The 25166-nt window shown below is 66.4% G+C and carries 22 protein-coding genes; 8 read left to right on the top strand and 14 right to left on the bottom strand.

The features are described 5' to 3' along the window. Positions 1–44: 44 nt before the first annotated feature. The 9 genes from A7U43_RS21265 to fabG form a co-directional block, all read right to left on the bottom strand. On the bottom strand, positions 45–1625 hold the full coding sequence (locus tag A7U43_RS21265) for an HNH endonuclease signature motif containing protein (RefSeq protein ID WP_197499884.1): 1581 nt from the start codon (positions 1623–1625) through the stop codon (positions 45–47). Between the two features lie 23 nt (positions 1626–1648). Further along, positions 1649–2872, bottom strand: a complete 1224-nt coding sequence (locus tag A7U43_RS21270) for an ISL3 family transposase (protein WP_197499853.1) — start codon at positions 2870–2872, stop codon at positions 1649–1651. A gap of 291 nt (positions 2873–3163) precedes the next feature. Beyond that, positions 3164–4051 (bottom strand): alpha/beta hydrolase, encoded by an 888-nt coding sequence (locus tag A7U43_RS21275; RefSeq protein WP_067999155.1) that lies wholly within the window; start codon positions 4049–4051, stop codon positions 3164–3166. Next, positions 4051–4650, bottom strand: coding sequence for a TetR/AcrR family transcriptional regulator (locus tag A7U43_RS21280; RefSeq protein WP_067999157.1), 600 nt, complete (start codon positions 4648–4650; stop codon positions 4051–4053). Before A7U43_RS21280 ends, A7U43_RS21275 begins: the two co-directional genes overlap by 1 nt. Then, positions 4647–5993 carry a flavin-containing monooxygenase gene (locus A7U43_RS21285; RefSeq protein ID WP_067999159.1) on the bottom strand — a complete coding sequence of 449 codons (1347 nt, stop codon included), beginning with the start codon at positions 5991–5993 and terminating at the stop codon, positions 4647–4649. The genes A7U43_RS21280 and A7U43_RS21285 overlap by 4 nt, the downstream gene beginning before the upstream one ends. A gap of 76 nt (positions 5994–6069) precedes the next feature. Then, positions 6070–6783, bottom strand: a complete 714-nt coding sequence (locus A7U43_RS21290) for a GntR family transcriptional regulator (RefSeq protein ID WP_067999161.1) — start codon at positions 6781–6783, stop codon at positions 6070–6072. Then, entirely contained in the window at positions 6767–7957 is a 1191-nt protein-coding gene (locus tag A7U43_RS21295) for an acyl-CoA dehydrogenase family protein (protein ID WP_067999163.1), read from the bottom strand. The genes A7U43_RS21290 and A7U43_RS21295 overlap by 17 nt, the downstream gene beginning before the upstream one ends. Continuing rightward, a complete protein-coding gene (locus A7U43_RS21300) occupies positions 7954–9183 on the bottom strand; it encodes an acetyl-CoA C-acetyltransferase (RefSeq protein WP_067999165.1) in 1230 nt (409 codons plus the stop codon). The genes A7U43_RS21295 and A7U43_RS21300 overlap by 4 nt, the downstream gene beginning before the upstream one ends. A gap of 1 nt (position 9184) precedes the next feature. Beyond that, positions 9185–9925, bottom strand: coding sequence for a 3-oxoacyl-ACP reductase FabG (gene fabG / locus A7U43_RS21305; protein ID WP_067999167.1), 741 nt, complete (start codon positions 9923–9925; stop codon positions 9185–9187). Positions 9926–10031: 106 nt separating this feature from the next. Here fabG and A7U43_RS21310 point away from each other — a divergent pair, with 106 nt between their 5' ends. Then, positions 10032–11213: an acyl-CoA dehydrogenase family protein gene (locus A7U43_RS21310; protein WP_067999169.1), complete on the top strand. Its 1182-nt coding sequence runs from the start codon at positions 10032–10034 to the stop codon at positions 11211–11213. On the opposite strand, the gene A7U43_RS21315 is transcribed toward A7U43_RS21310, so the two are convergent. Next, positions 11210–11662: a MaoC family dehydratase gene (locus tag A7U43_RS21315; RefSeq protein ID WP_067999171.1), complete on the bottom strand. Its 453-nt coding sequence runs from the start codon at positions 11660–11662 to the stop codon at positions 11210–11212. The two genes, A7U43_RS21310 and A7U43_RS21315, sit on opposite strands and share 4 nt — an antisense overlap. A gap of 413 nt (positions 11663–12075) precedes the next feature. On the opposite strand from A7U43_RS21315, the gene A7U43_RS21320 reads away from it, so the two are divergent. Together A7U43_RS21320 and A7U43_RS21325 are read left to right on the top strand one after the other, a co-directional pair. Continuing rightward, positions 12076–12825, top strand: coding sequence for a hypothetical protein (locus A7U43_RS21320; protein WP_067999173.1), 750 nt, complete (start codon positions 12076–12078; stop codon positions 12823–12825). A gap of 183 nt (positions 12826–13008) precedes the next feature. Next, positions 13009–14832 carry a putative bifunctional diguanylate cyclase/phosphodiesterase gene (locus A7U43_RS21325; RefSeq protein WP_068003326.1) on the top strand — a complete coding sequence of 608 codons (1824 nt, stop codon included), beginning with the start codon at positions 13009–13011 and terminating at the stop codon, positions 14830–14832. A gap of 48 nt (positions 14833–14880) precedes the next feature. Here the strand turns inward: A7U43_RS21325 and A7U43_RS21330 are convergent, their stop codons facing one another. After that, a complete protein-coding gene (locus A7U43_RS21330) occupies positions 14881–15885 on the bottom strand; it encodes an alpha/beta hydrolase (RefSeq protein WP_231963368.1) in 1005 nt (334 codons plus the stop codon). Between the two features lie 181 nt (positions 15886–16066). Next, positions 16067–16456, bottom strand: coding sequence for a hypothetical protein (locus A7U43_RS21335; protein ID WP_067999176.1), 390 nt, complete (start codon positions 16454–16456; stop codon positions 16067–16069). A 385-nt stretch (positions 16457–16841) separates the two neighbouring features. Between A7U43_RS21335 and A7U43_RS21340 the strand changes: the two genes are divergently transcribed. Next, positions 16842–19460: an ATP-binding protein gene (locus A7U43_RS21340; RefSeq protein ID WP_231963369.1), complete on the top strand. Its 2619-nt coding sequence runs from the start codon at positions 16842–16844 to the stop codon at positions 19458–19460. Positions 19461–19510: 50 nt separating this feature from the next. Here A7U43_RS21340 and A7U43_RS21345 read toward each other — a convergent pair whose 3' ends face one another. Beyond that, complete coding sequence (locus tag A7U43_RS21345) at positions 19511–20302, bottom strand: FAD-binding protein (RefSeq protein ID WP_067999178.1); 792 nt, start codon at positions 20300–20302, stop codon at positions 19511–19513. Positions 20303–20669: 367 nt separating this feature from the next. Here A7U43_RS21345 and A7U43_RS21350 point away from each other — a divergent pair, with 367 nt between their 5' ends. Both A7U43_RS21350 and A7U43_RS21355 read left to right on the top strand, forming a co-directional pair. Further along, the gene (locus tag A7U43_RS21350; RefSeq protein WP_067999179.1) at positions 20670–21902 is read left to right on the top strand and encodes an acyl-CoA dehydrogenase family protein; all 1233 of its coding nucleotides are present in this window, start codon (positions 20670–20672) and stop codon (positions 21900–21902) included. Beyond that, positions 21903–23018, top strand: coding sequence for an acyl-CoA dehydrogenase family protein (locus A7U43_RS21355; protein WP_067999181.1), 1116 nt, complete (start codon positions 21903–21905; stop codon positions 23016–23018). On the opposite strand, the gene A7U43_RS21360 is transcribed toward A7U43_RS21355, so the two are convergent. After that, a complete protein-coding gene (locus tag A7U43_RS21360; RefSeq protein WP_067999183.1) occupies positions 23015–23272 on the bottom strand; it encodes a hypothetical protein in 258 nt (85 codons plus the stop codon). The two genes, A7U43_RS21355 and A7U43_RS21360, sit on opposite strands and share 4 nt — an antisense overlap. Before the next feature lie 187 nt (positions 23273–23459). On the opposite strand from A7U43_RS21360, the gene A7U43_RS21365 reads away from it, so the two are divergent. After that, a complete protein-coding gene (locus tag A7U43_RS21365; RefSeq protein ID WP_335582824.1) occupies positions 23460–24500 on the top strand; it encodes a catalase family peroxidase in 1041 nt (346 codons plus the stop codon). Then, positions 24497–25054: a cytochrome b gene (locus A7U43_RS21370; RefSeq protein ID WP_067999185.1), complete on the top strand. Its 558-nt coding sequence runs from the start codon at positions 24497–24499 to the stop codon at positions 25052–25054. Before A7U43_RS21365 ends, A7U43_RS21370 begins: the two co-directional genes overlap by 4 nt. The last annotated feature ends 112 nt before the right edge of the window (positions 25055–25166 follow it).

Here is a 25166-nt window from a genome sequence, read left to right on the forward strand (position 1 = left end):
ATTCCACTGTAAGTATTACAGTATGGCGCGGAATGGAGTCGCGTTCACCCGCCACCTTCGCCGTCGGCATTCGGCTCCTCTGGCGGGAGGAGTTCGTCGGGGTGGAAGTGGTGGTTGAGGGTGTCGCCTCCGGTGTCCATGAGCGGTGGTGGATACCAGTGGGTGCGTCCGGTTTCTTTGTCGATGCTGGTGGTCCAACCCATTTCGGCCAGCCGGTTGTCGGGTCCGCAGCCCAGCGCCAGGCTGGGCGCGTCGGTGAGTCCGCCGTTGTTCCAGCTGGGCTCGGCATGGTGGGCCTGGCAGCGGCACGCCGCTTGGGTGCAGCCGGGCCGGGTGCAGCCGCGGTCACGGTTGTAGAGCAGCAGCCGCTGGGCCTTGTTGGCCAGGCGTTTGGTGCGGCCCAGGTAGAGCGGTTCGGCGGTGTGTTTTCGGTAGACCACCAGGTAGTGGTAGGCCTGCTCGGCCAACCGGATCAGGTCCGGCATCGGCATCAGGGTGCCGGTGCCGGTGACCGCGATCCCGGCCCCCGCCTCCAACTCGGCCAAGGTGGTGGAGACGACCACGGTGACCGGGATGCCGTTGTGCTGGCCGAGGTTTTTGGCCATCAGTGCATCGCGCAGGATCGCTTTGAGTGCGTCATGGAGGCGCTGTGCCCGGGTGCGGGTATCGGAGGTGGCGAGGTCGGCAAGGGCGCCGAAATCAGTGGGGCGGGGGTCCGCGTCGCCGGCCGTATCCGCGTCGCCCGCCACACCCGCGGAGTCGTCTTCGTCCTCCGCGACGGTCTCACCTTCGGCGCCTTCCGTGTCTGCGGGTTCCTCGTCGGTCCGCGCGGCCGGGTCGGGTGCGGGCCCTTCCTCGTCCTCTAATGGGTTGGGGTCGGGGTTGAGTTTCGGTTCAGGGTCGTCGGGGTTGTTGACCCCGGGCCGACCCCACACCTCGTGGGCGGTGGCCAGATAGGCGGCCAACTCGGCATCCACCCAGCCGCTGATCCGGACCAACCCATCGGCGTCCTGCGGGCCCAGGGTGATCCCGCGCTTGTGCCGGGCCATATCGGGGCCGTCGCCGTCCTGGTTGAGCGTGTAGAGCACCCGGGTGGCGGCCTCTTTCAAGGTTTCCGGGATCGTGGTCTTGGCTGCGGCGACCAGGCTGGCCTCCAACTGCGCGAGCTCGGTACCGCTCATCCGCCCCGACACCGCCTTCAGTGTCGCGCGCACGACCGCGATGTGCTCGGCGGCGATGCTGCCCTCGGCCAGCGCGGTCGCGCACGCCGGCAGCACCGGTGCCAGCACTTCCCCGTTCATGGCGTGCCGCGGCCCGAGCACCTCGGCGTCGCGGACCCGGCGGGCAGCGTCGGTGCGGCTGATCCGCATCCGGGTCGCCAGCACATCGACCCAGGACTTCCCACCGATCTCATGCGCGGTGGCCCGGTCCATCAGGGCGGCCTGGATGCGGTGCCCGATCATCGCATCAGCGCGGGCATACCGTTCGCGTTCGGACTGGATCGCCAACAACTCTGCGGTGTCGAAGACGGTGAAGTCGGCATCCAGCAAGGCCTTGGTCGAGGCGGCGTGATCGGAGAGTGCATGCTGCACCGTCTCCCGACTCGCCACCACGTCCGACGTCATGTATCGAACATACGTGCGACTCCTCATGTTTTCGTGGGTAGTTTTGGGCGTAATCCGCCGAGGCAGAGGTAGATCATTGCGGTCAGTGCTCGGGCGGAGTGGTGGCCGTAGCCGCGGGCGTTGATGAGGCGAATCTTGGCGTTGATGCCCTCAATGAGGGCGTTGGATATTCCGAGTTCGACGGCGGCGATGATGGCGTCGAAGTGTTCTTGGAGGCGTTTGCCGAGTTCGACGAATGAGGGGATGCGGCTGCGTTTGGCCGCGGTGATCCAGGCCTTGAGGAGTGCGCGAGCGGCGCCGGGTTCGTGATCGAGTCGGTAGAGGTCGCGTAGTTGTTCTTTGAGGGTCCATGCTCGTCCGACGCGTCGGCTGGCGCGCGCGATCTGGTTGACCAGTGCCCGTTTGGTGTCGTTGAGTTTGTTCTCACCGGTACGCAGGGCCCATCGGGTTTGACGCCATTGTGCTGAGGTCATGACGACTTTGTTCGGGCCGCTGGCGGCGTCGGCGAAGACGCGGTCCAGGGCTCGGTTGACCCACAGCATGATGTGGAACGGGTCAAAGCAGATGGTCGCCGTCGGTGCGTGTTCTCGGGCGGCAGCTTGGTAGGCCTTGCTGACATCCATGCTGACCGCTTCGATGGTTTCTAGGTCCGAATCTGGTTGGGATTCAAAGAATGCTGCGAATGAGTCTTCGCTGCGTCCGGGCTGGACATTGATGACGGTTCCTGTGTCGTGATCGCCGATGATGGTCAGATAGTGGTGCGGGTGGCGGTAGCAGATCTCGTCGACACCGATGCGGTAGAGGGTGTCGAGTCGGCGTTGATCAAGCAGCTCATCGACTCCGCGGGTGATGATCGAGGTGACCGATTCCCAGCTGCACCGCATCAGGGTCGAGACCGTCGTGCGGTCGGTGCGCTGAGCAAGCCACAACACCATGTCTTCGAAGTCTCGGCTGAACCTGGCTCCCGGTCGGGCCCAGGGCACGTCTTCGGTGATGACCCCGCAATCCGGGCAGTGCAACCGGCGGATGCGGTAAATCAGCCATAGTCGTTTGGTGCCCAGGTCGAGGTGGCGCCATCGCCGCCGGCGACGGTCATAGACGGCCCTCACGCGTTTGCTGCAGGGGCAGGTCAGCAGCCGCGTTTTGGGCCGTACGGTGATCTCTACATCGTGGTCCCCGATCGACACGTCGACCACCGATGCGCCGGGGATCTGAAGAAGACGGTTAAATGCAGTACTGACGCGCACGCGGATGGATCCTCTGGTTGAGGTTGGTGTGGTAACCCCGAAACCTAGAGGCACACCGCGTGCGCGTCCTTCATCTCTACGCTGACACGCCGAGAGCGCTTGTGCTGCAGTATGAACCGGCCCTGAACAGCAGAAAAGCGCCCACTAGAACACTAGGAGCGCCACATACGTGCGACCACCGACAAAACCGGCCGAAAAGTGACCGCAGTGATCAATGAGGAAAGAAAGATTTCTGAGACCAGAGTGACACCAAAGTCACTCATAGCTCGGCACTTTCGCACCGAAGCAACCTCAACTCGGTTGCAGGACCCGCCGCAAGAACACCAACTGATCCTCGACCGTCTTGTCGAACCACTCGTTGCCCGGCCAAACGTCGAAGTGATCGCACGCGTACCGGTGCACCTGCGCACGGGCCAACTCGGCGGTCCTGGCCACCGCCCCGGCGGGCACAAACCGGTCGAAGTCGCCGATCTGCACCAGCACCGGGCAACGCAGGCTGCGCGCCGCGGCTTTCGTGCTCATCCGACCCAATTCCATCCCCACGCCGGAGTCGATCTCGTTACGCCAGGTCGGGCCCGCCATGGCGGTATAGCTCTCATAGGCGCCCGAGAGAGTCAGCGCACCGGGCTCCCCCGGGCGCCCGACGATGGGCATCAACGTGGCGGGGCCGCCGCGGGCCACCGTCACCTTGCTACGCAAACCGATGGCGGTCCAGCGCGCGGCGGTCAGGACGCCAGTGGAGGCCAACGCAGACCAGCCGGCCGCCAGACCACTGGTCATCGGGGTCAACGCGACCACCGCGGCGATATCCGCACGCCCGGCCGCCACCCGCAACACGTTGCCGCCCGACATCGAGGCTCCCCACAGCACCATTCGGTCCACGTTCGGCAGCGCCAACGCGGTGTCGACCGCACTGTTGTAGTCGGCCAGCTGCCGGTCCAGCGAGATCGTCTGCCGTGGTTCACCATCGGAGGCTCCGAAGCCCCGGTAGTCGAAGGCCAACACGTCGATGCCCGCCTCGGCGAACCGCTCGGCGAACGGCGCCAAGCCGGAGTCCTTGGTGCCACCGAATCCGTGCGCCATCACCACCGCCGGTCGCGATCGGTCACCCGATGCGCGAAAATGCCATGCACTGCAGCGTGTTCCATGCGACGTGAAGGACAGTTCCCGATAGCTCATCAGCGATTCTCTCCGTAGATCGTGCTCAGCCATATCGCGGCCGCTCCATCGATGAGCTGATCACGCGTCAGCGCACCGCCGAAGAGGAACCGCTCCACCATCCGGTCATTGAATTCCAACAGCACCGCCGCGAGCACCTCCGGATCCGGTGAATCGGCGGAGCGTTCGGCACGGATCAACTCGGTCACCGACGGTGTGAAGGCATCGCGTCCGTCATCCCAGATCTGGCGGACGGCGGCACTGGATCCGCGCGCCTCGAGCATGGCACTGAACACGTGCCGATACCGGTCCGCGCTGTCGAACAGGCCCTCCAGCATGGCATACACCCGCTCCCGCGGATCCCCACTGCCGGTGGTGAATTCGTCGCTGACGACGAACACCTCGGCCACCAGACGTTCGATCAGTGCGGCCACCGCGGCGGCCTTGTTCTCGAAGTAGAAGTAGAAAGCCGACCGCGTGACCCCGGCCTGCGCGGTGATCTCGGCGACGTTGACCGCATCCAGGCTGGATTCCTGCAACCAGCCGTCCAGGGCGTCCAGGATCGCCTCCCGACGCTCGTCGCTGCGCAGCGCGGGCCTGCGATCGGTCGGCGATCTCATACCGGGGCGAGTTCCGGGCGCGTCGCCGCGGCACGCTTGATCCCCGCCGGGATCTCCTTGGTGCGGATGTCGTGTTCGTAGTAGAAGTAGTCCACCTGCTGGGTGTGCCGGGCCCGGTTGGTGCAGTGCCCGGCATGCAGGTGTTGGTCGGCGTCGATCACCCGTTCCATCTCGGCAACGGACGGTAGCGCGTACCTGCCTGCCGCGTAGGCCGCCAGCAGCCGGGCCTGGCATTCGACGAACGGGAACAGCGTCGGGATGGCCTGTGCGAAACCGATGAACACCAGGTCCTCGAACCCCGGCTTGAACATCCGCTTGAACAAGCGGATCTGGTTCTCCGGCGCGCTGATCAGGTCGGGGTCGAAGAACGGGAAGGTGATGTTGTATCCGGTGGCGTAGATGATGACGTCGAAGACGTCCGATGTGCCGTCGTCGAAATGCACGGTGTCCCCGTCCAGTAGCGACACGTTCGGTTTCGGGATCACGTCGCCGGAACCCAACCGCAGCGGGAGCTCGACCGACTGCGTCGGGTGCGCCTCGAACAGCTTGTGATTGGCCGGCGGCAGACCGTACTTGGTCGGATCCGCACCCACCAGCGGCGCAATCGCCTGCGCCGCCCGGCGCTGCCAGGACAGTGGCAGATAGGGCGTCGTCTTGAAGATCTTGTCGCCGGGCTGCCCGGCGAGGTATTTCGGAACGATCCAGGCGCTGGACCGCGTTGACAGCGTCACCTTGTTCCGCAGCGTCTTGGAGGAGAGTTCGACGGTGATATCGGCGGCGCTGTTGCCGATACCGACGACCAGGATGCGTTTGCCGGTGAGATCCAGCGGCGTCTGAGGGTCGATGTAATGGTGCGAGTGGATCGACTCACCGGTGAATGTGCCGGGGAACTCGGCCCACCGCGCATCCCAGTGGTGACCGTTGCCGACCACCAACAGATCGAACTCTCGCTGGGCGCCGGATTGGTCCTCGATCAGCCAGCCACCGCCGTCGCGCCGGCGGGCGCTGCGCACCGCGTTGTCGAACTCGATGTGCTGGAGCAATCCGAATGCCTCGGCATAGGCGTCCAGGTATGCCTTGATATCGCTGTGATGAGGAAAGGCAGGGTAGTGGTCGGGCACCGGAAAGTCCTTGAACGACAACCGATGCTTAGAGGTGTCGATGTGCAGGGACCGGTAGGCACTGCTCAGACCGTTGGGATTGCCGAAGGCCCAGTTGCCGCCGATGCGGTCGGACATCTCGAAGGTGGTGTAGGAAATCCGGTAGTCCTTGAGCATCTTGCCCGCGGTCAGGCCGCTGATCCCGGCACCGATGATCGCCGTCCGCGGCTGGCTTCGCACCACAGTCACTCCTCGGGGTCGCTGTGATGCGGAACACTACCGAGGCCCGCTGACGCACGTCAACAACATCTGACGCTCGTCAAATCGGGGCGATGACCCCCAGCGCGGTCAGGTGTTCGCACAGTGGGTCCACGCCGACGGTGAAGTGCTCGGCCATCGCCGCCCGGGCCTCGTCGGGATCGCGGTTCTCGAAGGCCGCGATCACCCGCCGGTGGTCCTTGATGGACTGTGTGGGCCAACCCGGCAACGTCGGAAACACCGACTCGGGCTGATACCGGGTGATCCCGGACATGAACTGGGTCAGCTTGGGCGAGGCGGCGGCGACGTTGATCAACCGGTGATATTCGTGGTTGAGCCGCACCGTGCGCTCCGGATCGGATTCCCCGTAGGCCCGCTCCAGCTGGTCCTGGATCGCCCTGAGCTCGGAAAGCTGTTCGGCACTGATGTTCTCGGCCGCGCGGGCGGCGAGTTCGCCACCCACATAAGCCTGGACCTGGGCCACATCCGCGAGGTCACGAGCCGTGAACTCGAGCACCATGAAGCCGCGCCGGGGGTGCTGGACCAGCAGACCCTCGGCACGCAGGTTCAGTAGCGCCTCCCGAACCGGGGTGACGCTGATGCCGAGGTCGAGCGCCAACTGGTCCAGGCGCAGGTACTCCCCGGCGCGGTAGGTCCCGTCGAAGATCCGGCGCCGCACCACCCGGGCGACGTCGTCGGACAGTTGCGGGCGGGCCGCGAAGTCAGGTTCTCCCGCCCGCTCCAACCGCCCCGGCGCGTCAGACCCGGTACTCATCGAGCAGATTCTTGCTGATGATCGTCTTCTGGATCTCGCTGGTGCCCTCACCGATCAGCAGGAACGGCGCATCGCGCATCAGCCGCTCGATCTCGTACTCCTTGGAGTATCCGTATCCCCCATGGATTCGGAAGCTCTGCTGAGTGACCTCCGCGCAGTACTCGCTGGCCAGGTACTTCGCCATCCCGGACGCCACATCATTGCGCTCACCGGAGTCCTTGAGCCGAGCGGCGTGCACCATCATCAGGTGCGCGGCCTCGACCTTGGTGGCCATCTCGGCGAGTTGGAACGCGATCGCCTGATGCTCGGCGATCGGCTTGCCGAAGGTTTCCCGTTGCTGTGCATAGCGAATGGCGAGTTCGAAGGCCCGCAGCGCGACGCCGCACGCGCGCGCCGACACATTGACCCGGCCGACCTCGACCCCGTCCATCATCTGGAAGAAGCCCTTCCCGGGCGCCTCCCCCAGCACATCGGACGCCGCCGCCCGGTAGCCGTCGAAGATCAGTTCCGTGGTGTCGATACCCTTGTATCCCAGCTTGTCGAGCTTGCCCGGAATGGTCAGCCCCGGTAGCACCTCGCCGAACCCGGACGGCTTCTCGATCAAGAACGCGGTCAGGTTGCGGTGCGGTTTATCGGCTCCCTCATCGGTTTTCACCAGTGCAGCCACCAAAGTCGAACTGCCACCGTTGGTCAGCCACATCTTCTGCCCGCTGATCACGTACTCGTCACCGTCGCGGACCGCTCTGGTGCGGATTGCCGCCACATCCGAGCCCAACTCCGGCTCCGACATGGAGAACGCACCCCGCACCTCGCCGGTGGCCATCCGGGGAAGGTAGTGCTGCTTCTGCGCGTCGGTGCCGTGCTGGCGGATCATGTACGCGACGATGAAGTGTGTGTTGATGACCCCCGAGACGCTCATCCAACCGCGGGCCAGTTCTTCGACACAGAGCGCGTAGGTCAGCAGCGATTCGCCGAGTCCGCCGTATTCCTCGGGGATCATCAGGCCGAACAGCCCCATCTCGCGCATCTTGTCGACGATGTGCTGGGGGTAGGTGTCCGTGTGCTCCAACTCTTGGGCGTTCGGGATGATCTCCTTGTCCACGAACTGCCTTACAGTGGTGACGATTTCGGCCTGCACGTCGGTGAGACCGGGGGTGTGAGCCAAGCGGGTCATGACGGCATCCGTTCGAATATTGCGGCCAGGCCCTGGCCGCCACCGATACACATGGTCTCCAGCCCGTACCGGGCGTCGCGCAGTTGCAGCTCACGCGCCAGGGTGGCCAGCATCCGGCCACCGGTCGCGCCGACCGGATGTCCCAGCGAGATACCCGACCCGCGCACATTGGTGCGCTCGAAATCGGCGTCGGTGAACTGCCATTCTCTGGTGCAGGCGAGCGCCTGCGCGGCGAACGCCTCATTCAGTTCGATGAGGTCGATATCGGCCAGCGCCAGATCGGCCTTCGCCAATGCCTTCTCGGTGGCCGGCACCGGTCCGATACCCATGATATTCGGCGCCACCCCGGCCACACCCCAGGACACCATCCGGACAAGGGGTTTGAGGCCGAGTTCGGCGGCGCGCCGCGGGGTGGTGACGATGCACATGGACGCGGCGTCGTTCTGTCCGCTGGAGTTCCCGGCGGTGACGGTCGCCTCGGGATCGCTCTTACCCAGAACCGGACGCAGCTTGCTCAGTACCTCCACAGTCGTGTCGGCGCGTGGGTGCTCATCGACGGAGATGACCTCATCCCCCGATCGCGAGCCGACCGTGACCGGGATGATCTCCTCGGCGAGCACCCCACTGCGCTGGGCGGCGACGGCCTTCTGATGCGAACGCACCGCTAGCTCGTCCTGCTCGGTACGGGATATCCCGTACTGGCGCCGCAGATTCTCGGCGGTCTCCAACATGCCGCCGGGTACCGGGTAGTGCGTGCCCCCGGCCGTGGTCCGTCCACGGGCCAGCCCGTCGTGCACGGTGATCCCGCCGCGAGCGCCTCCCCAGCGCATATCGGTGGAATGGAAAGCGACATTGCTCATCGACTCGGTGCCGCCCGCGATCACCAGATCGCAGTCACCACTGGACACCTGCAGGCACGCCTGGATGACGGCCTGCAGCCCGGAGCCGCAGCGACGGTCGAGTTGCATGCCGGGCACCGTGATCGGCAGTCCGGCATCCAGGGCCACCACCCGGCCGATGGCCGGGGCCTCGGGCGAGGGATAACAATGCCCCAGGATGACGTCCTGCACCGCATCGACCGGAATCCCGGTGCGGCCCAGCAGGCCCTGCAGCGCCGCGACACCGAGGTCCACCGCGGTGAGAGATGTGAACATGCCGCCGTAGCGGCCGATCGGGGTGCGGACGGGTTCGCAGATGAGGGCCGCGTTCTCCGAGAGAGGCGCCATGTCAGATGTGCCGCCCGCCGGTCACTTCGAGCACGGTGCCGGTCATGTACGAGGAGAGGTCCGAGGCCAGGAACAGGGCCACCGAGGCGACCTCGCTGGGCTCCCCGGCGCGCGCCATCGGGATCTCGGCCAGCTTCTGGTCCCAGATGCGTTGCGGCATGGCCTCGGTCATCGCCGACCGGATCAGTCCGGGCTGAATCGCGTTGACCCGCACACCCAGATGGGCAACCTCCTTGGCCGCGGCCTTGGTCAGACCGACGATGCCGGCCTTGGCCGCCGAGTAGTTGGTCTGGCCGACCAGACCGACCTTGCCGGAGATCGACGAGATATTCACGATGGCACCGCTTTTCGCCTCACGCATGATGTTGGCCGCAAGCCGGGTGCCGTTCCACGAACCCTTGAGATGTACCGAGATCACCTGATCGAACTGTTCCTCGGTCATCTTGCGCATGGTCGCGTCGCGGGTGATGCCGGCGTTGTTGACCATGATGTCGAGACTTCCGAAGGTGTCCACCGCCGATCCGACGAGGGCCTGCACCTGACCGGCGTCGGTGACATCGCAGCTGACGGCCCTGGCCACGGCGGTACCCCCGAGCGCCGAGACCGCGGCCTCGGTGGCCTCCGGATTGAGATCGCCGAGCACCACGCGGGCGCCCTCGGCGACGAACCGCTCGGCGATGGCGAATCCGATCCCCTGCGCACCACCGGTGATCACCGCGGTACGTCCGTCCAGCAGAGCCATGAGAGTCCGTTCCTTCCTGAAGCCCGATCAGTATCGAACATAAAATATGATATTTCTTGTATCAAACCACCCCCGAGGTGCTCGCACGAATCCAGGAGGGCCGCCGATGGCCGAGAACACCGCCGCTGTATCGGACGCCGACTTCGCCGATATCCACGCCGCCACCCGTCAGTTCATCCGCCACCAGGTGGTGCCGCGCGAATCCGAGATCATGGCCGCGGACCGGGTGCCCGACGACATTCGCGAGCTGGCCAAGAGCATGGGGCTGTTCGGCTACGCGATCCCCCAGGAGTGGGGCGGCCTCGGACTGAACCTCGCCCAGGACGTCGAACTGGCCATGGAATTCGGCTACACCAGCCTGGCGCTGCGGTCGATGTTCGGCACCAACAACGGCATCGCCGGTCAGGTGCTCGTCGGCTTCGGCACCGAGGCACAGAAATCGCGCTGGCTGGCAGGCATCGCCTCCGGCGACGTGGTGGCCTCCTTCGCCCTCACCGAGCCGGGCGCCGGCTCCAATCCGGCCGGATTGCGGACCAAGGCTGTCAGAGATGGTGACGAGTGGGTGATCAACGGACGCAAGCAATACATCACGAACGCTCCGTCGGCCGGCCTGTTCATCGTCTTCGCCCGCACCCGCCCGGCCGACGCCGACGGGCCCGGCATCGCGGTCTTTCTGGTGCCCGCGGACGCGCCGGGCATCCAGGTCGGGGCCAAGGACGCCAAGATGGGCCAGGAAGGCGCCTGGACGTCGGACGTGACCTTCGACGAGGTACGGGTCGGCCACGACGCCCTGATCGGCGGCAGTGAGGACATCGGCTACCGAGCCGCCATGACATCCCTTGCCCGCGGCCGCGTGCACATCGCGGCGCTGGCGGTGGGCAGTGCGCAGCGTGCTCTCGACGAATCGGTGACCTATGCCGCAACCGCCACCCAGGGCGGCACTCCCATCGGAAACTTCCAACTGGTGCAAGCGATGCTGGCCGATCAGCAGACCGGCGTGATGGCCGGTCGCGCACTCGTCCGCGAGGCCGCACGACTGTGGGTCTGCGACGAGGACCGGCGCATCGCGCCGTCCTCGGCCAAACTCTTCTGCACCGAGATGGCGGGCAATGTCGCCGACCTCGCCGTCCAGATCCACGGGGGCAGTGGCTACATGCGTGAGGTGCCGGTCGAACGCATCTACCGCGAAGTGCGTCTACTGCGCCTCTACGAGGGCACCAGTGAGATCCAACGCCTCATCATCGGAGGCGGCCTGGTGAAAGCCGCCCAGCGGAAATCCTCGACCTAGGCGATATAGCGCACGATCGACTCTGCCACCGCGGCAGGCTTATCCGATCCTTCGATCTCGACGGTGATGGTCACCGTCGACTGCGCGGCACCGTCGAGTCGCGTCACATCGGCGACCACGGCGCGGGCCCGTACCTTGGCGCCTACCTTCACCGGCGTGATGAAACGAACCTTGTTGTACCCATAGTTGACGGCCAGCGAGATGCCTTCCACGCGATACAGCTGGTGGCTGAAGTAGGGCAACAGCGACAGGGTCAGCAGACCGTGCGCGATGGTGCCGCCGAACGGCCCGTTCGCGGCACGCTCGGGATCGATGTGGATCCACTGGTGATCTTCGGTGGCTTCGGCAAATTTGTTGACCCGCTCCTGGTCGATCTCTAGCCACTCCGTCGGGCCCAGCTCGGCGCCCGTGGCCCCCACCAACTCATCGAGATTCTTGAAAATGTGCATCGTTGCCCCTCCGGTCATCGCATCGAATTTCGCGATCCATACATAGCGCGTTCTTCTCGGGTGTCCTACACCGGGTCCACGTTCGAGAGCTCGACGTGACCTTGAAAAGGTAGCGAATGGTCGCCGGGCAGCCGACAGCGTGATCGATTTAGAAAACTCCTGGTGAGCCGGAAACTATTTGCCATCCCTTACGCAAGCGACAATTTTCACGAAGTTATCCTCCATTAACTTGTTGCTTCGACAATTGCCAGAACTCCACTTATGTGCGACTGGCAACTTTTTGTCAGGAACGGCAACAAATTGGCGCTGGTGAATCGCCTGGATATGGCGATACTTAACTGCACTATTTGAAAATACCTCAGGACCGTACCCCTGCGGGGCAACGTTCTGGCAACTGATCGGTGGGTCTGGGAATGAGCGTGTCTATCGCCGAATCCGCATTTGGTGGACCTGCCGATAATGCGTCAGCGCAGTGGTGGGATCGGGACACCGACTGCACGCTCGTGGTGTCCACACCGGGGGGCGAGCCAGAACTCTGGGACGATTTCATCGAGGGCGCCATGTGCAGTTACCGCAAACACGGAGTGGAACGCGCGATCGACCCGAGCGCACTGGCCGACCCGGCATCCACATCGCTGTTCCTCGCCGCAATCGACGACGCCGGCCGCGTGGTCGGCGGTGTGCGGGCGCAGGGGCCCTACACCGGCGCCGACGAAAGCCACGCACTGGTGGAATGGGAGGGGCAGCCCGCGCTTCCGCAGGTGCGCAAGATGATCGACGATCGCATTCCGTTCGGTGTCGTCGAAATCAAAACCGCCTGGACCGACGTCGGGTTTGCCCGCAGTCGGGCGCTCACCCCGGTACTGGCACGTATGCCCCTGCACGCCACCCTCGTCCTGGGCGCGAAGTTCGCGATGGCGACTGCCGCGGCGCATGTGCTGGACCGCTGGCGGTCCTCGGGCGGCGTGGTCGCTTCCCGCATTCCGGCCACACCGTATCCCGATGCCCGGTACGAGACCAAGATGATGTGGTGGGATCAGGCGGAGTTCACCAGAACTGCTGAGCCGCAACAGATTATTGCCACCCGCGCCGAGGCTCGGGTACTGCTGCCGATGTTCGATGACATCGGCACGCTGAGCGGAACGGCCGAGGCCGGACTGTGACCGGCCGGCGTGTGCAGACGCCGACGCCCGGATCTCGGAGCAGACAACGCTCGGGGGACTCGCAGGATGTCTCGGATCAACGGCGACCTCTGCAATACACTTTCCCAGGCTGACGCGGGCGTCCACCGACGCCCGCGCGTCCCGACGCGGCATCCCCCGGTGTCGCCACATCGAGAGGTTCAGGTGCCCCGCAGCCTCGAACTCGTCATCACGGCGGTCGCCACGCGCCTGATCGCCGTCGATGCCGCCACCGCGGCCGGCGTCAGCCGGCAGGTGCTGGCCGAACTGGTCACGCATTTCGGTGTCCATTCCGGCTTCCTGCGCCACAACGATCACGCCATCCATGCCACCCGACTCATCGCCGAGTGGCCCCCTCGCACCGTCGACCCGCCGGATCCCTTGGATCTGGTCTACTTCGCCGACGCCGACCCGCTTCTCGCGCTGGCCGAGCACCTCAAGGAACCTGCCGTCTTCCGGCGGGACGCACCAGAGCCGGGCCACGATGCCCGCGCCACCACAGCCAGCACGACGGCCTACGTTCCCCTGCTGTCCGGCGACGTGACGAGCGGAGTGATCGGCCTCGTCAAGGCCGGTGAACGGGACTGGACCGCCGAGGAACTCAACGCACTGGCAGCCATCGCGTCACTGTTCGCCCAGGTCCAGGCCCGGGTGTACGCCGAGGAGCGACTGCGCTTCCTCGCCGAGCACGACGACCTCACCGGGCTGCACAACCGCCGCGCCCTGATGGCCCACCTGGACCAACGGCTCGCGCCGGGAAGCCCCGGCCCGGTCACCGCGCTGTTCTTCGACCTCGATCGCCTCAAGGCCGTCAACGACTACCTCGGCCATTCCGCGGGGGATCGTTTCATCCGGGTGCTCGCAGAACGGCTGGCGCTCGCGTCGGGCCCCAGCATGATCGCCCGCCTCGGCGGTGACGAATTCGTGGTGGTCCCCGAGGCCGCCACCGGCCGGGCGGCCGCGGAGGAACTCGCCCACCGATTGCAGTCCGTGCTGTCGCGGCGGGTACCGATCGACGGCGAGATGGTCACCCGCACGGTCAGCATCGGTGTCGCCGTGGGCATGCCCGGCCAGGACAGTACGTCGGATCTGTTGCGACACGCCGATCAGGCCGTACTCACCGCGAAGAACACCGGCGGCAACCAGGTGATCATCTACTCCGACGCGATATCGCTGGAGAGTGAGTTCCGCAACGATATCGAATTGCACCTGCAGAGCGTGATCGAGACCGGCGCGCTGTTCCTGCGCTACCTGCCCGAGGTCGACATGCGCACCGGCAAGGTTCTGGCGACCGAGGCGCTGGTCCGATGGCAGCATCCCACCCGCGGTCTGCTCAGCCCGGACGCGTTCATCGGGGTGGCCGAATCCATCAACCTCGCGGGCGAGTTGGGGCGCTGGGTGTTACGCACGGCGTGCGCCGAGTTCGCCCGGTGGCGGGCCAACGGGGTCGGGCGGGACGCCGTCCTGCGCGTCAATGTGTCGTCGGTCCAGCTTGTTGCCGACGGATTTGCCGAATCTGTGGCGGACGTCATGAGTGAGTACGAGCTGCCACGGGGATCGGTCTGTCTAGAGATCACCGAAAGCATTGTGGTGCAGGATATCGACGTCACCCGGATCACCCTGGCCCGGCTGCACGAGGCCGGAGTCCAGGTCGCCATCGACGATTTCGGCACCGGTTACAGCGTGCTGTCGCTGCTCAAATCGCTTCCGGTCGACGCACTCAAGATCGACAAGAGTTTCGTGCGCGATCTCGGCGCCGATCCCGGCGATCTGGCCATCGTCCGCGCGATCATCGCATTGGCCGAGGCGTTCGGCCTGCAGCTGGTGGCCGAGGGCGTGGAGACCGAGACCGCGGCGATGACGTTGTTGCGGCACGGATGTCATCGCGCGCAGGGATTCCTGTTGTCCCGCCCGATCGCCGGCGACCAGATGGAGTCGCTGTTGCGCCGCGGCCGGGTGTCGGTCGACTTTTCGGGTGGTCCCGCCTAGCCAGGTCGACGGGGTGCGCGATTGCGTGCGCGCCCCTCGCGCCGCGAGCTATGCCCGCAGTGCGGGGCCGATCGTGGTGTTCCAGGACTCCTGCATCTCCGACTCGAACAGACCCCAGGTATGCGAACCATCCGGGCGCACCACATACGTCACCGGAATACCCGCAGCCGCAGCATTATCGGCGAACACCCGGGTGCTATCAGCGACAATCCGCTCGATCAACCCACCGGTGATATTCGGCCCGAACCCCGGCGGCAACCGATCAACCGCCCCCACATTGCCCGAACCCGACGCGGCCACATACACCGCCACACCCCGCAACTTGGCCACATTCAACGACGGATCATGCGCCACCCACAACGGCCCACCCGCCGGCCCCCACATCGCATCCGCACTCGCCCCACCACCCATCAACGTGATCGACACCTGCTGCGGATTGGCCGCCGGAGTCAACAACCCGCTATACGAACCGACAGCCCGATACACCCCCGGCGCCTGCACCGCATAATCGACCGCCGTCCCCCCGGTGCTCGACAACCCACCGACCGCATTACGCCCATTCGTGTCGTACTCGGCATCGATCAACGGCGGCAGCTCCCGCGTCATATACGTCTGATACTGCTTCCCCGGATCGGCCACCCAATCGGTGAACCAACTGAACTGCCCACCCAGCGGCGAGACCACATTGACGTTCTTATCGGCGAAAAAACCCGCAATATCGGCCATCCCGAACCAACTCTTGGTACCCGGCGCCCACATCCCACCCGGGTCCAAATTGTCCCCACCATCGATACCCGGCAACAGATAAAACGTCGGCGCCCCACCACGCCCCGCCTTGAACACATCGTTGACGATCACCTTGTTCATCGACGGCGAGAACACCGACACCTTGTCCCACCGATCGTTGACATGCTCGATCCCGGTGATACGCGCCCCCTCCGCCACCGCCACCGGAACAGCCGGCAACGACGCCGCGAACACCAGCGCACCGGCGATCGCGCCTGCCCAGCGCAGCACACGATGTCGTCGGCGCGTATCGAAAGTCGTATCCACGACAACCCCTTTGGTCTCTGCGTCGAATGGTCGCGTTATAGCGCGCAGGCACCGAGGCCTGCGCGCTACGGGTACTGTGCCCGACGAGTTCGCTCCGATACATGAGGTATTCACCCCATATTCGGCGTACACGCACTACGGTGCGGACCTGCGTGTCCACACCGTCGGCCGGGTGCTGCTCTTAGGGCACCGGTCCCTGCACTCCCGGCGGGCAGGGAGACGGCGCGAACAGACCCCAGCACCAGCCGGGGGGAATCGGCGGCGGAGGGACGAATCCCTGACCTGGCGGCGGCCCCGGCGGGTTCGGCCCGTCCCAGATGTTGTTCGCGACATTGCCTTGCCCGAAGTAGACGAACCAGTACTCGTGGCAGATATTGGTATCCCAGATCACGGGGTTGACCCGCTTGTTTCCGGTCTCCACCGGCGGATCTCCCGGGCACCACGTGTGCGGTCCGTCCGGGGGAACCTCGGCTTGGGCGATGCCGCTGGACAGCGCCGTGCCGGCGATCGCGAGGCTGGCCGACAGCAACGTCCCGGCGACGAGCCGCGTGCTTTTGTGCGTGGTCCGCATAGGGGCGTTCTCTTTCGACCTGGCGGCGCAACGCGCGCCGGCTGAGCGTTGACCGCAACCTCATGTGATCGCGGTTTGCTGATGCGGGTGCCCGCCCGCATATTCACTGTGCGTGACCGACCCGCCCCGGCACATGAGGTGGTTACCTCATTTTCGGCCTGCGAGACGGCCACGGCCCCGTGGCCGGGACGGTGCCGAAACCCTCGCCGACGATGTATGCAACGCGCGCACAGGCCGACTCGGATATTCTCTGGACCGCATTCTGACCAGAGTGCGGTTTGCTCACCTAGCTCCGCCCCGGCACGTGAGAGGTTTGTCCAACATATGGTCAGAGCTTTCTGGCCGGGAGGACCTGGCCGGCGGGCTGATCCGAGGCGGGAGGGTTGTGACCCCGAGGGAACGGCTGCTCGAGCGCGGTTCGGCGCTGGCGGAACTGGACAAGGCGCAACGGGCGGTTGCCCGCGGTGCCGGGCGGATGGTGTTGTTGCGCGGCGAGGCCGGCGTCGGTAAGACGACGGTGCTCACGCGGTTCGCCGACGGGCTCGGCCGGCGTGCGCGGGTGTTGCGGGGCTGGTGTGATCCGCTGACGTCGCCGCGACCGTTGGGGCCGCTGGTCGACATGCTCGCGGACGCTTCGGGTGAGCAGGCGGCCGGATTGCGCGCCGCGGTCGACGCGAGCGATACCGAGGCGATCTACGCCCGACTGGCCGGTGTGTTCGACAACGACACCGCATCGGTCTGCATCGTCGAGGACGTGCACTGGGCCGACGGCGCGACTCTGGATCTACTGCGCTTCTTGTCGCGCCGCATTGCCTCATTGCCGGTGCTGCTGGTGATGTCCTATCGCGATGACGAGATCGGTGCGCAGCATCCGCTGGCGGTGCTGCTGGGCGATCTGGCGACGTCGGCGGCGGTCAGCAGGATCGGGCTGCAACCCCTCAGCGAGGCGGCGGTCGCCGAGTTGTCCGCAGGAACCGGGACCAATGCCGCCGCATTGCATCGGCTCACCGGCGGCAATCCGTTCTTTGTCACCGAGGTGCTGGCCGCCGGCTCCGACGCGCGTGAAGCGCTGCCGCGCAGCGTGTCCGAGGCGGTGTGGGGACGATTGGCCCGACTGTCGAACGCCGGGCGTGAGACTGCGTACGCCACGGCGGTGTGCGGGCCGCGGGCCGACCTTGCCTTGTTGCACGAGGTGTGTCCGGCAGCGGCCGAGGGGTTGGCCGAGTGCCTGAATGCCGGGGTGCTGGTCGCCGACGCGGACACGGTGGGATTTCGCCACGAGCTGGCCCGGCGCGCCACGCTCGATCAGATCCCCGCGTACCAACGCCGAATGCTGCACAAGCAGGCGCTGATCGTTCTCGCTGAACCGCCGCTCGACCCGGATGTCCTGGGGACATTGGCTTTTCACGCCGATCAGGCCGGCGATACCGACGCGGTCATCGACTACGGGCCCGCCGCCGCCGAACGGGCGTCCGCATTGGGCGCCAACCGCGAAGCCGCCGAGTTGTACGCGTTGACCCTGCGCCACGCCGGCGCCATGCCCGACGAGCAGAAAGTCCGATGGCTCGAGCAACACGCGATCAGTAGCCATTTGAGCGGGCTGCCCGACGCTGCCGTCGGTTCGTTCCATGATGCGGCCGCGCTGCGCCGCGCCATGGGTGATCGCCTCGGTGAGGCAGAAAACCTGCGCCAGGTGTCGTACCTGTTGTGGCTGTTGGGACGCACACGCGAGGGCGTCGAGGCAGGTCGCGCGTCACTACGCCTGCTCGAAGGTGTCGGACCGTGCCCGGAATTGGCGTGGTCGCTGGTCAACATGGCGGAGCTGGCATCCGGGGACTTCGACCCGCGGCGGGCCGAGTACGCGACGCGCGCCATGGCGGTCGGCATCGAGATCGGTGAGACCGCGGTCGTGGTGCGCGCACGCGCCGCCGTCGCGATGGTCGGGGTGACATCGGGTGACACCGGATGGGATGAGGTCGAAGCGATATGGCACGAGGCCATCACCACCGAGGGGCTGACCGAACTGGGCGGCATCATCGGGTCGACACTGTGCTGGTTCGCCGCCCTACACCACCATCTGGGGCGCGCCGAAAACTACATCGCCGAAGTCTCCGCGTTCTGCACCACCCACGATCTCGGTGTGTTTCTTCCGTTTGCCACCGGCGCGGCCGCAATCTGCGCACTGCACCGCGGGGATTGGCCGCGGGCCCTTGCGTACGCCGACGATGTGTTGACTCGACCGACAACCGGACCGATGCAGCGGATCATGCCGCAGCTCACCGTGGCATTGATCGGAGCGCGCCGCGGCGAACAACCTGCCGCCGCCCTGCTGGACGAAGCGCTGGCGGCCACCGAGCCCAATGAGCTGTTTCGCCTCGGCCCGGTGTGGGCCGCACGCGCCGAGGTGGCCTGGCTCGTCGGCGATGACGACACCGCCCGCGCTGAAGCGCAGGCGGGCCTGGCCGCAGCCACCAGCCCCCATGCCGATCCTTGGCTGGTGGGTCACCTGCGTCGCTGGGCCTACCTGGTCGGCGGCCCACTCGATGACGGCCCGGCGGTCGACACCGTCACGCCCTATCGACACGAGATAAGCGGGGACTGGGCGGCGGCCGCCGCCGCATGGACGCGCCTGGGCTGCCCATATGACGCGGCCATCGCCCAGCTCGGCGGTGATATCCCCGCGGTGGAGGCCGCCCTTGAAACCTTCCGTGCCCTCGGCGCCCGTGCTGCCGCTCGTCGCGCCACGCAGCGCCTTGCGCAGTTGCGCGGCCGCAATCCAGAGACCCGTCGAAAGACGACCGCCGCCGATCCACACGGGCTGACGAACCGCGAGCGCGACGTCCTTGAGCTGCTCGCGGCGGGCCATAGCGATGCCGAGATCGCGGCCGAGCTCTACATCAGTCCAAAAACCGCCAACCGGCACGTGGGTGCCATTCTGGCCAAACTCGGCGTCCGAAACCGGACTCAAGCGGCCGCCTTCGCGCACCGGAAGTCACACCCGTAAGTGCGGTCTCGGGCATCGTCAAGACACGCACGAACTGGCGCCGCAAGACGCTAAGCGGTGGACACCGCGGCGGGCGCATCGGCCGTGCTGAGCACCTCGACACGGCCGAACCGGCTGCCCGTCAGCCCGACGAGAGCGATACGCGTGTCCGCGCCGAGCGGCCGGGTATCGGGCGGGCACGGCGGTGGGGTCAGCGCTATTCCCACGCGGGCCCGCACCGCCCACGGTCCGTCGGGCGAATCGAAGACCACGCCCACGATGCGCCCCTCTTCGAACACGAGACGCTGCAGCGGATGGTTGTCGAGCACGTCGACGTCCCGGTCGGCCACCAGGGTCTGCAGCCGGTCGGTGAATGAGCTCGCCGGCGGCACGCCCGCGGACTCGTCGAGGGCGGCTACCTGGAACGACGCACCGGTCGACGCACGCATGGTGGTGGTGGGCCAGTGCTCCACCCGGGTGAACAGCAGTCCGTACGGTGACGCGATGCAGTTCGCTGCCCAGACACCGAGCCGCGCCCCCACGAAGGTCTCGACGTGCGCCCGTCGGGACGTGTCGGCCGTCACCTCGTGCAGGGCACGAATCTGAAGCGCCTCGGCATCACCGGGTACCTGCACCGCCGGGAGTTCCTCGACGAGTGCGTCGAAGTACTCCACGGTCTCGGCGTCGGAGACGTCGGGAAACCAACCGCGGATGCCCTCGGCGACCGGTACCGGACCCGCCGGCGTGCCGGTGCCCGGCGAGGTCACCAACACCTCGAGCTCGGCGTCCACCGCCGCGACCGCGCATGCCAGACCTGCGGGTCCGGCGCCCACCGTCACCACGTCGGCAATCTCGTCCCACATACTCCGTTATCAACCTCTTAGTAGCTGTGTCACCCTCGCGGCCCGCCAGAAACCATCTCTGAGACCGGCCGAGCGCACTCTTTGTGTCCGTGTCGACCGGGCGCGCCGCAGAGTTTCGACGTCATGTGACGACACCAGCGGCAGTACACCTGGACATTCCGAGGGGTTTGCCGGCGCGAAAGACGGCAACACCCCACCTTATCACCGCAGAAACGTGCCACGACCTGCGGCGACGGGAAGGCGATACGGACCCGGCCCACCCTGGGGTCCGCGCGGCCCGACCGGGGATCACCCGCAGATTTCACAACCGGCGATCCAGCTGCTACTTATATAGCTAAGTTAGACAGCAACGGGAAGGTGGGCGCTCATGGACCTGAGCTGGTCGGAAGCGGACTCCGCGTTCCGCGACGAAGTACGACAGTTTCTGGCGGACCGGCTGACACCGGAGATCCGTCGGGCCGGACGCCTGATGACCAGCGTGTACAGCGACCACGAGGCAAGCCTGGCGTGGCAGGCGGTCTTACATGAGCGGGGCTGGGCCGCCCCCGCGTGGCCGGTCGAGTACGGCGGGTGTGACTGGACCCTGACCCAGCACTACATCTTCAGCCGGGAGTCGCAACTGGCCGGGGCGCCTTCCCTGTCACCGATGGGCATCCGAATGGTCGCCCACGCGATCATCAAGTTCGGCACGACGGCGCAGAAGGATTTCTACCTGCCGCGCATCCTCACCGGCGAGGTGTTCTTCTGCCAGGGCTACTCCGAACCCGAGGCGGGATCAGACCTCGCCGCGTTGACCATGGCCGCCGTTCACGACGGTGACCACCTGGTCTGCACCGGCAGCAAGATCTGGACAACCCACGCCACCGAAGCGAACTGGATGTTCGCCCTGGTGCGCACCTCACGCACCGGCAAGAAGCAGCAGGGCATCACCTTCCTGCTGATCGACATGACCTCCCCGGGAATCGAGATCAGACCGCTGGTCATGACCTCCGGCGAGGAGGTCCAGAGCCAGGTGTTCTTCGACGAGGTACGCGTCCCCAAGGCCAATGTCCTCGGCACCATCGACGACGGCTGGACGGTTGCGAAGTACCTGCTCGAATTCGAGCGCGGCGGCGACGCGACCGCACCGGCGCTGCAGGTGATGGCCGAGAACATCGCGGCCGTGGCCGCCGAGCAGCCCGGCCCCGGCGGCGGCGTGTTGATCGATGATGCCGCCTTCTCCCGCAAGCTGGCCGACGCTCGCATCCGCACCGAGGTGCTGGAGATCCTGGAACATCGGGTGCTGGCCGCGCTGGCCGGCGGTGGGCACCCCGGGGCGGCGTCATCGATGTTGAAGGTGATCTCGACCGAGTTGAGCCAGACCCTCACCGAACTCGCGATGGAGGCGGCCGGGCCACGGGGCCGCGCATACCAACCGCACGCCGCCTGCCCTGGCGGTCCGATCGCCGAATTCGAACCGCCGGCCGACGGATACGTCACCGGCGAACCGTGGCAAGCGGTCGCGCCGCTGCGCTATTTCAACGACAGAGCCGGGTCGATCTACGCCGGCAGCAACGAGATTCAGCGCAACATCCTCGCCAAGGCAGAGTTGGGACTGTAAATGGACTTCACGCTTTCCGACGAACAACAACTGCTTCGTGATGGGCTCGCCAAGTTCCTGTCCACACGCTACGGGCTGGAATCCAGCCGCACGGCCGCCAAGTCGGGCCCCGGCTGGCAGCCGGAGATCTGGCGTGCGTTCGCCGAGGATCTCGGCATCCTCGGCGCGGCCCTGCCGGAGGAGGTCGGCGGGATCGGCGGCGGCCCAGTGGAAGTCATGGTGATCGCCGAGGAACTGGGCCGGGCGCTGGTCATCGAGCCTTACGTCGACGCCATCGTGGTGGCCGGCGGGCTATTGCGGCGGGCGCGTAGCCCGCTCGCCGACGCCCTGCTCGAGAAGGTGGCCACCGGCGAGGCCATCGTGGTGCTCGCGGCGACCGAAGCGCAGTCGGGTGACCGCTGGCAGGATGCCCACAGCACGGCGCGTCCCGATGGTGACCACTGGCTGCTCAACGGCAGCAAGATCGTGGTGCCGCACGCGCCACTGGCGACGCATCTGCTTGTCACCGCCAGCACAGCGGCGGGCCTGTCGTTGTTCCTCGTCGACCTGGCCGACGCGGCGCCCGGCCTGGCCCTGCACGGGTATCGCACCATCGACGACCGGCGGGCCGCCGATGTGCACCTGCACGATGTGCGCGCCGCGCTGCTGGGCGCCGATGGCGGCGCCTGGGAATCGGTGGCACAGGCTCGCGACGAGGGCGCCGCCGCGGTGGCCGCCGAAGCGGTGGGGAACATGCGAAAGGTGTTGGGCGACACTGTCGAGTACTGCAAGCAGCGACAGCAGTTCGGCGCCCCGATCGGATCCTTCCAGGTCCTGCAGCATCGCATGGTCGACATGCACATGGAACTCGAGCAGGCCGTGGCCGCGGTGTATCTCGCCGCCCTGAACCTGGATGTCGATGCCCGGCAGCGCGCCCGCGCGGTGTCGGCGGCCAAGGCAACCGTCGGCCGTGCGGCCCGATTCATCGGCCAGAATGCGGTGCAGTTACACGGTGGCATGGGCATGACCGAGGAACTCGCGATCGGGCACTACTTCAAGCGGCTGACCGCACTCCAGTACGAATTCGGTTCCACCGACCATCATGTCGCCCGGTACGCCGCGCTGACCCGTCCCTAGTCGGCACGGGGCGCATACTCCCAGCTCGCTCCCGCGGTCAGGGTGCCCGGCGAGAGTTCGGTGCGGCCGGCATCGCGGACGTGCACGGTCTGGGCCAAGATCTCGTCGGGTTTGCCGCCGATGACGATGACGGGGTGGTCGTACTCGATGCCGTACAGCTTCAATGCCGCATGCACGGCGTGCGCGGCTGCCTTGCCGCGGGACATCTTGGTGTTCGAGTTGATCCTGATGACCAGCCGCTTCTCCGGATCCATCGGACGAGCTTAATAGCGCTCCGGTCATGAGAGCCGCCGACACCGGCGGAATTCGGATGAACCCCCCAGACCTCGCCGACGTACATCCCGGTGTCGAGGCGTCGAAGGCGAAGGGGAAGAGATCTTGAAGGCACGAGCGAAATTGATCCCGCCATCGTGGGCCGATTCTGCGATCGATCGTCGCAGCGTGCTGCTCGGCGCCGCCGCGATCGGCGGTTTCCTCGCCCTTCATCTGGGCTCGGTGGCCTATGCCCGTGGACCGGTGGGTTCCGGTGGGCGGTTGACGCCGCAGTCGTTCATCGACGCCTTTCAGCACGTCAACGGCGTGCACCGCGGCTTTCGCCGCAATCACGCCAAGGGTGTGTCGGTGACCGGGTATTTCGAGTCCAACGGCAACGGCGCGGATCTGAGCCGGGCGGCGGTGCTGCGTCCCGGCCGCACCAAGCTGGTCGGCCGATTCTCGCTGCCGGGCGGCAATCCCACCGTGGCCGATACCGCGGGGGCGAATCGCGGTCTGGCACTGGCCTTCGGCTATCCCGGATCCGGACAGTGGCGCACCGCGATGCTGAATATCCCTGTCTTTACCGTCAACTCGCCTCAAGGTTTCTACGACCAATTGCTCGCGTCGAAACCCGCCGCCGACACCGGTAAGCCCGATCCCGACGCAATGACCCAGTTCTTGGCCGCCCACCCGGAGGCCGCCCGCGCGCGGGACGTGATCAAGGCACAGCCACCGACGTCGGGTTTCGCCGACAGCACCTACCGCGGACTCAACGCGTTTCTGTTCGCCGACACCGCCGGGAATGCCACCCCGGTCCGGTGGTCACTGGTGCCGATGCAGCCCATCGGCACGGCTGCCGCATCCGGTGCCGGACCGAACTGGATGTTCGATGATCTCATCACCGCCATTCGCCGAAACCCGTTGCGCTGGCGGTTGATGCTGACCGTCGCCGAACCCCAGGATGACCCCAACGACGCCACGGTCGCGTGGCCACCCGAGCGGCGGGTGGTGGACGCCGGCACCGTCGTGCTCGATGCAGTCGAGCCCGAGCGCCGCGGCAATGCCCGCGATATCAACTTCGATCCGTTGGTGCTTCCGGACGGCATCGAACCGTCCGATGACCCGCTGCTGTCGGCTCGGTCGGCGGTGTATGCGGCCTCCTTCCGGCGACGGGCCGGCGAAACGTCAGGCACGCCTGCGGTCGAGGCCGGCGCGGTGTCGCGATGACCGACGAACCCACCGTCAATCGGTACAGCCCGTCCGTCCGTGTCCTGCACTGGCTCACTGCCGCGCTGGTCTTCACCGCACTGATCGTCGGCTTCGCGTTGGCCAACGCGCTCGCGGACCGCACCGTGCTGCTGGCCGTGCACACGACCATCGGGGCGTTGATCCTGGTGATCACCATCATCCGGATCGCCAACCGCGTACGCCGCCGCGCGCCGGCCATGCCCTCGACCGTGGGCCGGTGGGAGCGTCGCGTCATTCTCGGATCGGAGGTGGCGTTCTACGCGTTGCTGCTGGCACAGCCATTGCTGGGCTGGAGCATGCTGTCGGCCGCCGGCGTTCCGGTCACCGTCGGCCCCATCGCGCTCCCCCCGATCGCCCCGGTGGACGCGGGCCTGTACGCGCTGCTGCGCAATGGTCACTCGGTGCTGGCATATGCCCTGGTAGCGCTGATCTCTGCGCACGTTTCGGCGGTCCTGCTGCACGCCGTGACGCTGCGGGACGGGATGCTCGCGCGGATGGCGGCACGCCGGTGGAGCACCGTCGGTTCCCGGTGATGAACCATTCATCGGTCGGCGGCGTAGACATGGGTTGTGAACCCGACACACGCAGCACCCGACGTGCGGCGGATCTGAGCGATGCCAATGCGTCGTCCACGTCGCGGGCCCG

Source organism: Mycobacterium adipatum (genome assembly GCF_001644575.1).
Taxonomy (GTDB): Bacteria; Actinomycetota; Actinomycetes; order Mycobacteriales; family Mycobacteriaceae; genus Mycobacterium; species Mycobacterium adipatum.